Here is a 13031-nt window from a genome sequence, read left to right as displayed (position 1 = left end):
CAGGCGTGAGCTCCCCCGTGTCCGACGCACTGCGCCCGTGGCCCGACACCGTCGACTGGCATCCGGTCTCCGCCAAGCTGACCACGCTCAAGCGGCTGCAGCTGCTGGGAAACCTGATCATCCCGGCCGCGGCCACCGCCGCCGTCTGGTTCGTGTGGCACTGGGGCTGGGTCTTCCTGATCTTCGGCGTCATCGCCGCGGGAGTGCTGATCCGCGTCGGCACCGTCGGGCGCAGCGTGCGCTCCTGGGGGTACGCCGAGCGGGAGCAGGACCTGCTCGTGCGGCACGGGCTGGTCCGCCGCCACCTGAGCATCGTGCCGTACGCGCGGATGCAGTTCGTCGACGTGAGCGCGGGCCCGCTGGAGCGCATGTTCGGCCTGGCCACGGTCCAGTTGCACACCGCGGCGGCGGCGAGCGACGCGCGCGTGCCGGGACTGGACCCCGCCGAGGCCGCCCGGCTGCGGGACCGCCTGACCACCCTCGGGGAGATCGGGAAGGAAGGGCTGTGACCGACCTGCCCCGGCGCAGGCTGCACCCGCTCTCGCCGTTCCTGCACAGCGCCCGGCAGCTCGTCGCCGTCGTGGCGGTCGTGTCCTGGCAGGGCTACTCGCAGCTCGGGCTGGAGAAGTTCGCGATCGGCGTGGTCGTCGTGCTGCTCGGCGCCGTCGCGATCTCGGTCGTCGCCTGGCGGTACACCGGCTACGAGATCACCGGCCGGGAACTGCGCATCCACGAGGGCACGTTCTCCCGGCGCACGCGGGCGATCCCGCTCGAACGGCTGCAGTCCGTGGAGGTCGTGCGGCCGCTGCTCGCGCAGCTCACCGGGCTCGCCGAGCTCCGCCTCGAAGTGGTCGGCGGCGGCAAGGCCGAGGCGCCGCTCGCGTACCTGACCGTCGGCGAGGCACAGGACCTGCGCAAACACCTGCTGGAGCTGGCCAACGCCCGCGGGGACGCCGCCGCCGAGCAGCCCTCGGCCGAACAGGTCCTCTACGAGACCCGCGACGACGAGCTGCTGCTCAGCCAGTCCCTGTCACCCGAAGTGATCTACCTGCCGATCGGTGTCGCGCTGATCGGGCTGCAGTTCGTCACCAACGGCAGCTTCGGCTTCGTGGCCGTCGCGAGCACCGTCACCGCCCTGATCGGCGCCATCCTGCGCCCGGTACGCCGGATCACGCGGGACTGGCGCTGCCGGCTGACCATCGCCGACGACCGGTTGCACATCCGCCGGGGGCTCACCGAGACGCGCAGCCAGGTGGTGCCGGTGCAACGCGTACAGGCCGTCACGATCACGTGGCCGCTGCTCTGGCGGATGAAGCGCTGGGTACGCGTCAACCTCGACATCGCCGCCCACGGTGCCGAGGGCGCCAAGGACGAAGAGAAGCACATGGGCACGACGCTGCTGCCGGTGGCCGTCACGGAACAGGCGCGGGCCGTCGTACCGTGGTGCCTGCCCCGCCCGGCACCCGACCGGCTGGCCGCCGTCGACATCGCCGCGCTGCCGCTGACCGGCGTACCGGACCGGGCGAAATGGGTCGTGCCGCTGGCGCGTACCGTGCTGGCAGCCGGGGCGACCGAGCATGTCTTCGCCACTGTGGACGGTGTGCTGACCCGCCGGCTGCGCCTGGTCCCCTACGCCCGCATCCAGTCGGTCCGGGTCGAGCAGGGCTGGCTGCAGCAGCGGCTCGGGCTGGCCACGGTGCACGTCGACCTGGCCGGCGCCCCGTCGGCGAGCGCGCCCGAACGCGACGTCCACGAGGCGTACGCGCTGGCGTGGGAGCTGACCGAGCGGGCGCGGGCGGCCCGGGCGCTCACGGCTCCAGAGCGTCCTTGAGCAGTTTGAGCAGCTCGTGGCCGTCGGTGACGACGGCGTCGGGCTCGATGTCCCACTGCTCGTTGTCCCGGTAGCGCGACGGGCGCAGGACCGCCGCCGCGACGCCGGCCCGGCGGCCGCACTCGATGTCGCGGTGCAGGGAATCCCCGACGAACCAGCACCGGGCCGGCGAGACGTTCAGCGCGCGGGCCGCCGCGAAGATCATCTCCGGGTGCGGCTTGAAGACGCCGGCCTCGTCGCTGTAGATCTGCACCGGCAGCGCACCGGTCAGGCCGGCCTCGTCGAGGAAGTCGCGGAACACCTTGCCGCAGCGGGTGTTGCTGACCACGGCGACGGGCAGCCCGCGGCCGAGCGCCCACTCCAGCACCTCCGCCATGCCGTCGACGAGCCGGAACCGGGCGTTCTCCCACGCGTACGTGAACTCGGACGCGTACGCCACGGCGGCCTCGCGCGCCGGCTCGGGCCAGTCCTTGGCGACGAAGTCGCGCCACAGCTGCTCATGGCTCAGCTCGGGATTTTCGGCGTTCTCGCGCCACTCGTTGCGGGCCTTGTTGGCGGCGGCCATGTCGGCCTTGATCCGCTCGGTCCCGAGCACGCCACCCGTCACCTGGTGGACCCACTCGTAGAGACCGGGGTCGACGGTCCGGTCGGTCTTCTCGGCGAGGACTCCGCCGAAATCGAGCAGGAGGGCGTGCGGGGGCTGCATGGGTTCATCCTGCCACCGCCGGGGGTGCTCCGAGGAGTCCCCGGTCACTCTTCGGAACATCCGTCCCGTCAGTCGGTCTTCAGGTGGGCGTACCCGGGGTGGGCCGCGAGGTAGTCGGCGACGAACGGGCACACCGCGCGTACGCGTACCCCGGCGGCCTCGGCGGCGTCCAGCGCGAACCGCGTGACCTCGGCGGCGATCCCCCGGCCGCGGAACTCCGGGAAGGTGAAGGCGTGGTTGTAGGCCCAGACGCCGCCGTGTCTCGCGTACTCCAGGTAGCCGGCGAGTTCGCCGTCGACGCGGGCTTCGAAGCGGTCGAGGTCGGGGGCGTCCGTGATCTCCACACCCCCATCTTCCCGCACCTCCACCCGGCCCCCGCCCGGCCCCATGATCCCGCTTGGATCAGGGAAATCACCCGGATCATGGCCCAAGATTCGGGTGACAACCGTGATCCAAGCAGGATCTTGAACTGCCGCCGGGTTTGCGAACGGGACGTTCGGGTACACGACCGCCCGTAGGCATTGCTGAGGGAGGAACAATGACCGTATCCGGCATCATCTCGGCCATCATCGTCGGTCTCATCATCGGTGCGCTCGGCCGGCTCCTCGTCCCCGGCCCGCAGAGCATCCCGATCTGGCTGACCATCGTCATCGGCATCGTGGCGGCCCTCATCGGCACCGCCATCGCCCGCGCGGCCGGCTGGGCCGACACGTCGGGCGTCGACTGGATCGAGATCGTCATCCAGGTGGTGCTGGCGGCGGTGGGGGTCGCGCTCTTCGCCGGGCTGCGCGGCCGGCGAAGCGTCTGACCCTTCCGGCGCTCAGTCGCCGTCGGGCTCTCCCCCTCGAACGCCCCCGGTCCGTCCCCGGCCGGGGGCGTTCTCCGCGCGCACCCGCGGGCGCATGAACCCCGAACCCCTCGTGATCACCTGTACGCCCGACCGCGCCAGCTGCTCCATCCGCTCCATACCGGCCTCCAGGTTCAGCGCGCTCGCGTGCGGGGTGCTCCACCCGAACCAGATCGACATCATGCGTACGCTGAAAGTCACGATGACCGACGCCCACGCGGCGTGACTGGTGCCCACGTGCGGTTGGGCGACCATGAAGACGAGCGCGCCGCCGAGGGCCGCGAAGGCGTAGAACGAGCCGACGGTGACCAGCGCGATCTCGGTACGCAGCAGGATGTCGCGGATGACGCCGCCGGCCGTGCAGGCGAGGATGCCGACGAAGACGGCGGGCACCGACCCGAGCCCGGCGGCGACCGCCTTGGACAGCCCGACGACCAGGTAGAGCCCGAGCGAGAGGGCGTCGAAGGCGACCACGAGCGGGTCGAGCCGGGACAGCAGGCGGCTGAAGGCCGACGCGACGATCGCCGCGAGCAGCGCGGCGGAGACGTATCCGTTGCTGCGCAAGGCCGCCGGGACCTCGTTGAGCAGCAGGTCGCGGACGATGCCGCCGCCGAGCCCGGTGGCGATGCTGATGAGCGCCACCCCGATCAGGTCGATCCGCTGCTTGGCGGCGACACCCGCGGCGAACAGGGCGCCCTGCGCGGCGCCGAGCATGACCGAGGCGATGTCCACGCTGTGGGGCACCGCCACCGAGCTGACCGTCGAGCCGTCCATCGTGTCCCTTCCCGCGATCAGGATACGAATGATGATCGCAGGTGCCGGGACGGTGTCAGGGTAGGCGGAACCAGGCGGCGACGTCGGTCGGCAGCAGGTCGCCGTCGACCGGCTCGCTCGTGAGCAGGACCTGCGCCCCGACCGGCAGCGGAACCGGCGGGTCGGCAAAGTTGATCATGCAGCCGATCCGCCCCCGCCGGTACGCGAGCACGTTCCCGGACGACGGCAGCCACTCCATGTCCTCGCCGAGCAGATCGGGTTCGGCGTGCCGGATCCGCAGCGCGGAACGGTAGAGCGACAGGGTCGATCCCGGATCGTCCGCCTCGGCCTCGGCCGTCAGCGCGGCCCACCCCGGCGGCTGCGGCAGCCACGGCGTCGAGCCGGCCGGCCCGAACCCGAACGGCGGCGCGTCCCCGCTCCACGGCAGCGGTACGCGGCAGCCGTCCCGGCCCCGGTCGGTGTGGCCGGAGCGGATCCAGCGGGGGTCGGCGAGCAGTTCCTCCGGGATGTCCTGCACCTCCGGCAGGCCCAGCTCCTCGCCCTGGTAGACGTAGACGGAACCCGGGAGGCTCGTGGTCAGCAGGGCGGCCGCCCGGGCGCGACGCGTACCGAGGGCGAGGTCGGCGACGTGCGCGGTCTTCGAGGACTCCCACGTGTGCGCGGTCTGCGCCCGCCCGTACCGGGTCACGACCCGGGGAACGTCGTGATTGGACAGTACCCAGGTCGCCGGGGCGTGCACGAGCGCGTGCGTCGACAGGGTGGCGTCGATCGTGCGCCGCAGCTCGGCCGGCTCCCACGGCGCCGAGAGGAACGCGAAGTTGAAACCGGTGTGCAGCTCGTCCGGGCGCAGGAAGCGGGTGAAGCGTACGGGGTCGGGCAGCCACACCTCGCCGACGAAGATCGCCCGCTGCGGGTACGAGTCGGCGATCTTGCGCCACTCCCGGTAGATCTCGTGCACGCCCTCCTGGTCGCCCCACGGCATGACCGCGCCGTCCGGCAGCGTCGCCACGTCGGGCAGGTTCGGGTCCTTGACCAGGTTGTCGGCGACGTCGATGCGGAACCCGTCGACGCCGCGGTCCAGCCAGAACCGCAGCGTACGCTCGAAATCCTCGCGGACGCGGGGGTTGTCCCAGTTCCAGTCGGGCTGCTCGGGCGCGAACATGTGCAGGTACCACTGACCATCAGGCACGCGGGTCCAGGCCGGGCCGCCGAAGTTGGACTGCCAGTCGTTGGGCGGCAGTTCGCCGTGCTCACCCCGGCCGGGCCGGAACCAGAACAGCTCCCGCTCGGGCGAGCCGGGGCCGGCCGCGAGCGCCGCCTGGAACCACGGGTGCCGGTCCGAGCAGTGGTTCGGCACGATGTCCACGATCACCCGGATCGCGTGGTCGTGCGCCTCGTGGATGAACGCCTCGGCGTCGGCGAGCGTACCGAAGAGCGGGTCGATGTCGCGGTAGTCGGCGACGTCGTAGCCGGCGTCGGCCTGCGGCGAGGTGTACCACGGGCTGAGCCAGACCGCGTCGATGCCCAGCTCCCGCAGGTAGGGCAGGCGGGCGCGGATGCCCGTGATGTCGCCGACGCCGTCACCGTCGCCGTCGGCGAAGCTGCGCGGGTAGATCTGATAGATCGCGGCGTGCCGCCACCAGTCCTCGGTCACGTCACCACCCTACCCAAGATCCACCCGCGCGGCCCGCCGGCGGCCTCAGCGCGCGGGCCAGCTCCAGCCGGTGATCCGCGGGTCGTCCTCGCCCGTGCGCCGCGTGTAGTCCCGGCACGTCTGCCGCGCGTCGGACATCCGCTGGCGCAGCCCGGCCGCCTTCACCCCCAGCCCGGGTACGCGGTCGATCACGTCGATGACCAGGTGGAACCGGTCGAGGTCGTTGAGCATGACCATGTCGAACGGGGTGGTCGTCGTGCCCTCTTCCTTGTAGCCGCGGACGTGGATGTTGCGGTGGTTGTGCCGGCGGTAGGTCAGCCGGTGGATCAGCGCCGGATACCCGTGGTACGCGAACACGACCGGCTTGTCCTGCGTGAAGATCGCGTCGAACTGCTGGTCGGACAGCCCGTGCGGATGCTCGGTCTCCGGCTGCAGCCGCATGAGGTCCACGACGTTCACGACGCGTACGCGCAACTGCGGCAGGTGCTGGCGCAGCAGGTCGGCGGCCGCGAGCGTCTCCAGGGTCGGGACGTCCCCGGCGCAGGCGAGCACCACGTCGGGCTCCCCGGCCGCGGGCGTCTCCGTGCCGGCCCAGTCCCAGATGCCGAGGCCCCGGCGGCAGTGCAGCGCGGCCTCCTCCATCGTCAGCCAGTTCGGCGCGGGCTGCTTCCCCGCCACGATCACGTTGATGTAGTGCCGGCTGCGCAGGCAGTGGTCCATCGTGGACAGCAGGGTGTTGGCGTCCGGCGGCAGGTAGACGCGCACGACCGAGGCCTTCTTGTTCACCACGTGGTCGATGAAGCCGGGGTCCTGGTGGGAGAAGCCGTTGTGGTCCTGCCGCCACACGTGGCTGGACAGCAGGTAGGTCAGCGACGCGAGCGGCCGCCGCCAGGGGATCTCGCGGGTCACCTTCAGCCACTTCGCGTGCTGGTTGACCATCGAGTCCACGACGTGGGTGAACGCCTCGTACGAGGTGAGCAGCCCGTGCCGGCCGGTGAGCAGGTAGCCCTCCAGGAAACCCTGGCACAGGTGCTCGGACAGCACCTCCACGACCCGCCCGGCCGGGGCCAGGTGGTCGTCGCCGGGGCGGATCTCGGCCGTGAACTGCCGGTCGGTCACGTCGAGCACCGCACCGAGCCGGTTGGAGGCGACCTCGTCCGGCCCGAACAGGCGGAACCGGTCCGGGTTCGCCCGCGTCACCTCGGCCAGCCACCTGCCTGTCACCCGGGTGGCCTCGGCCTGCGCGCTGCCGGGCGCGGTGACCTCCACCGCGTACGCGCCGATGTCGGGGAGCACGAGGTCGCGCAGGACGACGCCGCCGTTGGCCGACGGGTTGGCGCTCATTCGGCGGTCGCCCTTCGGCGCGAGCGGGGCCAGCAGGCCGACCGGCCGGCCCGTCGCGTCGAACAGCTCCTCCGGCCGGTAGGACCGCAGCCAGCGCTCCAGCTCCGCCCGGTGCTCGGCGTTCGAGCGCACCCCGTCCAGCGGCACCTGGTGCGCCCGGAACGTCCCTTCCACCTGGACGCCGTCCACCTTGGCGGGGCCGGTCCAGCCTTTCGGCGTACGCAGAATGATCATGGGCCAGCGGGGCCGCGAGCCGTCACCGGTGGTACGCGCCTTGTGCTGGATGTCGCGGATCCGGTCGAGCGCGGTGTCCAGCGCGCGGGCGAGCTGCTGGTGGACGTCGGCGGGGTCGTCCCCGGAGACGAGGAAGGGCTCGTAGCCGTAGCCGCGCATCAGCCCGAGGAGGTCCTCCTCCGGGATGCGCGCGAGCAGCGTGGGGTTGGCGATCTTGTACCCGTTGAGGTGCAGGATCGGCAGCACCGCCCCGTCGGTGGCCGGGTTGCAGAAGACGTTGCCGAGCCAGGACGCCGACAGCGGGCCGGTCTCCGCCTCGCCGTCGCCGACCACGCAGGCGACCAGCAGGTCGGGGTTGTCGAACGCCGCGCCGTACGCGTGCATCAGCGAGTACCCGAGTTCCCCGCCCTCGTGGATCGAGCCGGGCACCTCGGCCGCCACGTGCGAGGGGATGCCGCCCGGGAACGAGAACTGGCGGAACAGCCGCTGCATGCCGGCCTCGTCGGTGCCGATCGATGGGTACAGCTCGCTGTAGGTGCCCTCCAGCCAGGTGTTGGCCACGATGGCCGGGCCGCCGTGGCCCGGGCCGGTGATGAACAGCGCGTTGAGGTCGCGGGCGATGATCGCCCGGTTCATGTGCGCCCAGAGCAGGTTCAGGCCGGGGCTCGTGCCCCAGTGGCCGAGCAGCCGCGGCTTGATGTGCTCGATGCTCAGCGGCTCGCGCAGGAGCGGGTTGTCCAGCAGGTAGATCTGCCCGACGGTCAGGTAGTTGGCCGCGCGCCACCAGGCGTCCAGCGTCGCCAGCTCGTTCTCGTCCAGATGGCTCTCGACCGAGGTCGGGTTCGTGACGGTCATGGCTATCACGGTGCCAAACGCGAAGGTGCCGCGTAGCGCGTTCGCCCATCTTCAGGTCGTCCGCCGCGCGTGATCTTGGTCCAAGATTCGGGCGGGTTCCCTGGTCCAAACGGGATCATCGGGGCATCCCGCGCGCGATGATCGACGGATGTGGCGTACGCGCGTACCACGGATCTTCGCGTGGGTGCTGGGCATCGTCGCCGTGCTGAGCGCCCTGGGGGCCGTCGGCGGCGCGTTGAGCGACCGGGTCCAGCCGGTACGCACGGCGATCGACGACTACGTCCTGCCCGCACCGGCCAACCTCGGCTACGCCGCCTTCCTGGCCGTCCTCGTGGCCGCGTGCGCCCGGCGCAAGCGCGTCGCCCGGGTGGTGCTGACGGTCTACTTCGCGTTCGTGACCGTCGTGCTGGTGGCCTTCCTGATCCTCTGGCTGGCCGACCCGGACCTCGAGGACGACCAGGGTGCGAAGGTGCTGACCGCGTCCGACGCCCGGCAGCTCGCCTTCTCCCTGCTCCTGCCGCTGGTGGCGCTGGCCGTGCTGACCTGGGCGCGGGGCGAGTTCTACGCCCGCGTACGCGCCGGCAGCCTGCGGCGCGCCCTGCTCGTGTTCGTCGCCGGCGTGGCGGCCGGCATCGCCGTCGGCTTCGGCCTGCTGACCCTCTTCCCGGGCAGCCTGGAGAACACCGGCGACCGGCTGCTGTACGCGGCCACCCGCGTCCTGGGCGGCGCCGTGACGTTCGACGTGGCGATCACCGGCGAGGCGGCCGGCTGGGTCAACCTGCTGCTGGGCCTGTTCGGCGCGCTGGCGCTGTTCGCCGCCCTGTTCACGCTCCTGCGCTCGCAGCGCCGGGCGGCCGTCCTCGAACCCGCCGACGAGCAGCGCGTCCGGGAGCTGCTGGCGAGGTACGGCGACAACGACTCGCTCGGCTACTTCGCCACCCGGCGGGACAAGGCCGTCCTGTTCGCCCCGAGCGGCAAGGCGGCCCTGACCTATCGCGTGGTCAACGGCGTGAGCCTGGCCAGCGGCGACCCGCTCGGCGATCCCGAGGCGTGGGGCGCGGCCATCCGCGTCTGGCTCGACCAGGCCCGCACCTACGCCTGGACGACCGCCGTGATGGGCGCGAGCGAGGCCGGCGCGACCGCGTACGCGCGGGCGGGGCTGAAGGTGCTGCACCTCGGGGACGAGGCGATCCTGCTGCCGGCCGAGTTCACTGTGGACGGACGGGACATGCGCCCGGTACGCCAGGCCGTGCACCGCGTCGAACGCTCCGGCCACACCGCCCGCATCCGCCGCCACGCCGACATCCCCGACGACGAGATGCGCCGGATCGCGGACGCCGCGACGCACTGGCGCGACACCGAGAACGAGCGCGGCTTCTCGATGGCGCTCGGCCGGCTCGGCGACCCGAACGACGGCCGCTGCCTGCTCGTCGAGGCGGTCGACGCCGCGGGCGAGACCAAGGCGCTGCTCTCGTTCAGCCCGTGGGGCGGCACCGGGATCTCCCTGGACCTGATGCGCAGGGATCGCGAGGCGGACAACGGGCTCACCGAGTTCATGGTCGCCGCGCTGATGAAGGACGCCGCGCGGTTCGACGTCGAACGCGTCTCGCTCAACTTCGCCGTCTTCCGCGCCGTCTTCGCCGAGGGCGCGCGCATCGGCGCCGGTCCCGTGCTCCGGCTGTGGCGGCGCACCCTGCTGTTCCTGTCCCGCTGGTGGCAGCTCGAATCGCTGTACCGGGCCAACGCCAAGTTCCAGCCCCACTGGGTGCCGCGCTACCTCTGCTTCGCCGAGCGCCGCGAACTCGCCCGCGTCGGCCTCGCGTCGGCCGTCGCCGAAGGCTTCGTCCCGATCGCCTCCGGCCACACTCCCCCGCTCTACCAGCCGGGCGCCGCGCCACTCGCGGTCACCGAGCCCGTCGCCCCCACCGCCGCTCCGGCTCAACAGGTGGGTGTACGCCTTGCCAAGCTGGACCGGATGCGCCAGGCCGGGATCGAGCCCTACCCCGTCGGCTTCGCACGTACCGAGACGTGTGCCGGTGTCGTCCGGGCCGCGGCGGGGCTGCCGACGGACTCGCGTACCGGGCGGACGGCGGCGGTGGCCGGGCGCGTCGTGCTGGCCCGCGACCACGGCCGGTACGTGTTCGCCACTCTCCGGGACTGGTCCGGCGACCTGCAGGTGATGTTCGACGAGCGGTCCACCCCGGACGAGGTTGCCCGCTGGCGGGAACTCGTGGACATCGGCGACCACGTCGGCGTGACCGGCGAGATCGTCACCACCCGCCGCGGCGAACCGAGCGTGGCCGTCGCGGGCTGGACCCTCACCGCGAAATGCCTGCGGCCGTTGCCGGACAAGCACCGCGGCCTCACCGATCCCGAGGCCCGTACGCGTCGCCGCTACCTCGACCTCATCACGAGCACCAAGGCCCGCGACGTCCTGCGGGCCCGGAGCACGGCCGTGCACACGTTGCGTACCAGCCTCGTGGGCCGGGGGTTCCTCGAGGTCGAAACGCCCATCCTGCAACGGATCCACGGCGGGGCGAACGCGCGGCCGTTCGTCACCCACATCAACGCGTACGACCTCGACCTGTATCTGCGCATCGCGCCGGAGCTCTACCTGAAGCGGCTGGCCGTCGGCGGCGTCGAGAAGGTGTTCGAGGTCGGCCGGACCTTCCGCAACGAGGGCGTCTCCTTCAAGCACAACCCCGAGTTCACGATGCTGGAGGCGTACCAGGCGTACGCCGACTACATGAGCATGCTCGACCTCACCCGCGAGGTCGTCCAGGAAGTCGCCACCGCCGTGCACGGCCGCCCGATCGCCGTGCACGACGGGACCGAGATCGACCTCTCCGGCCTCTGGCCCGTACGCACGGTCGACGAGGCCGTCTCCGAGGCGCTCGGCGAGACGGTGACGGCCGACACCGACCTGAAGACGTTGCGGAAACTGTGCGGGCCGGCCGGCGTACCCGTCGATCCGAAGTGGACGAGAGGGGCCGTCCTCCTGGAGATGTACGAGCGCCTGGTGGAGCATCGGACCCAGCGCCCGACCTTCTACAAGGACTTCCCCACGGACGTCTCCCCGCTGACCCGCGGCCACCGCGACGACCCGCGGCTGGCCGAACGCTGGGACCTGGTCGCCTTCGGCACGGAGCTGGGCACGGCCTACTCGGAGCTGACCGACCCGGTGGAGCAGCGCCGCCGCCTGACCGAGCAGTCGCTGCTGGCCGCGGGCGGCGACCCGGAGGCGATGGAACTCGACGACGACTTCCTGCTCGCCCTCGAGTACGCCATGCCGCCCACCGGCGGCCTCGGCATCGGCGTCGACCGCCTCGTGATGCTGCTGACCGGCCGGAGCATCCGCGAGACACTGCCCTTCCCGCTGGTCCGGGCGACCCCATGAGGCGGTGGGCGCTGATCGCGGCGGCGGTCCTCTACTCGTCCTGGATCCTCGGCCCCTGGCTGGACCCCGCGGTCGGCGCGGTCTCCGGCTACGCCAGCGAGTACGCCGCGCCCACCCAGCCCCATCATCTCTTCTTCCAGCTGTGCGACGTCGCGTGCGGGCTCCTGTGCGCACTGGTGGGCACGGTCTCCGCCCTCCGCTCGACCGGCTCGCTCGTCCGCTGGGGCTGGTGGGGACTCGCACTCTTCGGTGTGTCCACAATGGTCGACGGAGGCGTCACCACGATGGGCTGCTCGCCCACCGCGGATCCCGCGTGCGATCCGGACGCGGGGTCGTGGCTGCACGCCCTGCACGGCCTCTCGTCCTCGGCCGCGGTCCTCGGCATCGCGGTGGCCGCCGCCTGCCTCACCGCGGCCGCGGCCGGGCGGGCCCGGTGGACCGGCGGCGTACTGTGCGGCACTCTCCTGCTCACCACGGCGATCGCCGGCTTCACCGACACCGTCCCCGGCGTCTGGCAGCGTATCCAGCTCGTCGCCATCGCCGCGGTCCTCGGCTGGGCCGCGTTCCTCCGGCTGCCCGATCGGCGGCACCCGGTCACCGGCTGATCTCCGCGAGTCCGGCCGCCCGATCCTGTGTGGACTCCCCGGCGAGAAGGATCGCGGCGACCCCCGCCGGGTCATCACGCATCGCGTTGTGGACCGTCGCGATGTCGTGGACCTGCCAGCCGGGATCGGCGGCGAGCCGGGCCCGGAGCCCCGCGAACGGTGTGCGGTCCGCCCAGCCCGAGCAGTAGACGAACTCGCGGCGCGGGACCCGGTCGAACCCGCCGGTGAGCCGGATCCGCTGCAGGAGCGAGGCGACCGGATGCGGGCGGCGGCGGGGGTCGCCACCGTCCGGCGGGCGCACGGCGTAGCCGGTGTCCGCCGCGCCCGCGACGAACGCCTGGCGGTACCCGTCGGACGTGGTCGCCCAGCACGAATCGCCGTCCCGCGGCACGTACGCGTCCAGGTGCACCAGCCGGGAGATCCGGCCGCCGGCCCGGTCCGCCGCGGCCGCGATCACCATCCCGCCGTAGCTGTGGCCGACCAGCGTCACGTCCGTGAGCCGGGCGCCGTCGAGCAGCCGCAGGACGTCGCCGGCGTGCGTGTCGAGGTTCGTGGCCGCGACCGTCGCCTCGTCGTCGTCCGGCCGCAGGCCGGTCAAGGTCAGCGCGTGCACGGTGTGGCCGGCCTCCGCCAGCCGCGGCACCACCTTCTCGAACGCCCAGGATCCGTGCCACGCACCGGGTACGAGAACGAACGTCGCCATGTGCTTCTCCCCTCCACGATCGCGGCACCGCCAGCCGCCACGAGGTAGTCTCACCGGCGCAGGCCGTGGCTTACTACCGTG

Annotated in this window: 11 protein-coding genes; 5 read left to right on the top strand and 6 right to left on the bottom strand. The window is 72.2% G+C overall.

Features of this window, described 5'->3' with window-relative positions; genetic code table 11:
- Positions 1 to 5: 5 nt before the first annotated feature.
- Together G401_RS0140960 and G401_RS0140955 are read left to right on the top strand one after the other, a co-directional pair.
- On the top strand, positions 6 to 509 hold the full coding sequence (locus G401_RS0140960; protein WP_027347057.1) for a PH domain-containing protein: 504 nt from the start codon (positions 6 to 8) through the stop codon (positions 507 to 509).
- Entirely contained in the window at positions 506 to 1831 is a 1326-nt protein-coding gene (locus G401_RS0140955) for a PH domain-containing protein (protein ID WP_027347056.1), read from the top strand. The genes G401_RS0140960 and G401_RS0140955 overlap by 4 nt, the downstream gene beginning before the upstream one ends.
- Here G401_RS0140955 and G401_RS0140950 read toward each other — a convergent pair.
- Both G401_RS0140950 and G401_RS0140945 read right to left on the bottom strand, forming a co-directional pair.
- Complete coding sequence (locus G401_RS0140950) at positions 1809 to 2537, bottom strand: HAD family hydrolase (RefSeq protein WP_027347055.1); 729 nt, start codon at positions 2535 to 2537, stop codon at positions 1809 to 1811. The two genes, G401_RS0140955 and G401_RS0140950, sit on opposite strands and share 23 nt — an antisense overlap.
- 68 nt (positions 2538 to 2605) lie before the next feature.
- Positions 2606 to 2881 (bottom strand): GNAT family N-acetyltransferase, encoded by a 276-nt coding sequence (locus G401_RS0140945; protein ID WP_051367973.1) that lies wholly within the window; start codon positions 2879 to 2881, stop codon positions 2606 to 2608.
- A gap of 194 nt (positions 2882 to 3075) precedes the next feature.
- Here G401_RS0140945 and G401_RS0140940 point away from each other — a divergent pair, with 194 nt between their 5' ends.
- The gene (locus G401_RS0140940; protein WP_027347053.1) at positions 3076 to 3345 is read left to right on the top strand and encodes a GlsB/YeaQ/YmgE family stress response membrane protein; all 270 of its coding nucleotides are present in this window, start codon (positions 3076 to 3078) and stop codon (positions 3343 to 3345) included.
- Positions 3346 to 3357: 12 nt separating this feature from the next.
- Here G401_RS0140940 and G401_RS51845 read toward each other — a convergent pair whose 3' ends face one another.
- Genes G401_RS51845 through G401_RS0140925 form a run of 3 tightly spaced genes read right to left on the bottom strand, consistent with a single transcriptional unit; the run spans position 3358 to position 8245 of the window.
- Positions 3358 to 4158: a trimeric intracellular cation channel family protein gene (locus G401_RS51845; RefSeq protein WP_051367972.1), complete on the bottom strand. Its 801-nt coding sequence runs from the start codon at positions 4156 to 4158 to the stop codon at positions 3358 to 3360.
- Positions 4159 to 4213: 55 nt separating this feature from the next.
- A complete protein-coding gene (locus tag G401_RS0140930; RefSeq protein WP_027347052.1) occupies positions 4214 to 5812 on the bottom strand; it encodes a glycoside hydrolase family 13 protein in 1599 nt (532 codons plus the stop codon).
- Between the two features lie 45 nt (positions 5813 to 5857).
- A complete protein-coding gene (locus tag G401_RS0140925) occupies positions 5858 to 8245 on the bottom strand; it encodes a phosphoketolase family protein (protein ID WP_034594701.1) in 2388 nt (795 codons plus the stop codon).
- 100 nt (positions 8246 to 8345) lie between these two features.
- Here G401_RS0140925 and lysX point away from each other — a divergent pair, with 100 nt between their 5' ends.
- Together lysX and G401_RS53955 are read left to right on the top strand one after the other, a co-directional pair.
- Complete coding sequence (lysX, locus tag G401_RS0140920) at positions 8346 to 11642, top strand: bifunctional lysylphosphatidylglycerol synthetase/lysine--tRNA ligase LysX (protein ID WP_281174239.1); 3297 nt, start codon at positions 8346 to 8348, stop codon at positions 11640 to 11642.
- Positions 11639 to 12247, top strand: coding sequence for a DUF998 domain-containing protein (locus G401_RS53955; RefSeq protein ID WP_051367971.1), 609 nt, complete (start codon positions 11639 to 11641; stop codon positions 12245 to 12247). Before lysX ends, G401_RS53955 begins: the two co-directional genes overlap by 4 nt.
- Here G401_RS53955 and G401_RS0140910 read toward each other — a convergent pair.
- Positions 12237 to 12950, bottom strand: coding sequence for an alpha/beta fold hydrolase (locus G401_RS0140910; RefSeq protein WP_027347049.1), 714 nt, complete (start codon positions 12948 to 12950; stop codon positions 12237 to 12239). The genes G401_RS53955 and G401_RS0140910 overlap by 11 nt on opposite strands.
- Between the last annotated feature and the right edge of the window lie 81 nt (positions 12951 to 13031).

Source organism: Hamadaea tsunoensis DSM 44101 (genome assembly GCF_000428945.1).
Taxonomy (GTDB): Bacteria; Actinomycetota; Actinomycetes; order Mycobacteriales; family Micromonosporaceae; genus Hamadaea; species Hamadaea tsunoensis.
The sequence above is the reverse complement of the archived record's forward strand: the minus strand, read 5'-3'. Positions and strand labels throughout refer to the sequence as shown.

Bases quoted from the DNA above. Each gene is read 5' to 3' on its own strand.
- G401_RS0140950 (WP_027347055.1), bottom strand. From the start codon at position 2,537: ATGCAGCCCCCGCACGCCCTCCTGCTCGATTTCGGCGGAGTCCTCGCC.
- G401_RS0140940 (WP_027347053.1), top strand. From the start codon at position 3,076: ATGACCGTATCCGGCATCATCTCGGCCATCATCGTCGGTCTCATCATC.
- G401_RS51845 (WP_051367972.1), bottom strand. From the start codon at position 4,158: ATGGACGGCTCGACGGTCAGCTCGGTGGCGGTGCCCCACAGCGTGGAC.
- G401_RS0140925 (WP_034594701.1), bottom strand. From the start codon at position 8,245: ATGACCGTCACGAACCCGACCTCGGTCGAGAGCCATCTGGACGAGAAC.
- G401_RS53955 (WP_051367971.1), top strand. From the start codon at position 11,639: ATGAGGCGGTGGGCGCTGATCGCGGCGGCGGTCCTCTACTCGTCCTGG.
- G401_RS0140910 (WP_027347049.1), bottom strand. From the start codon at position 12,950: ATGGCGACGTTCGTTCTCGTACCCGGTGCGTGGCACGGATCCTGGGCG.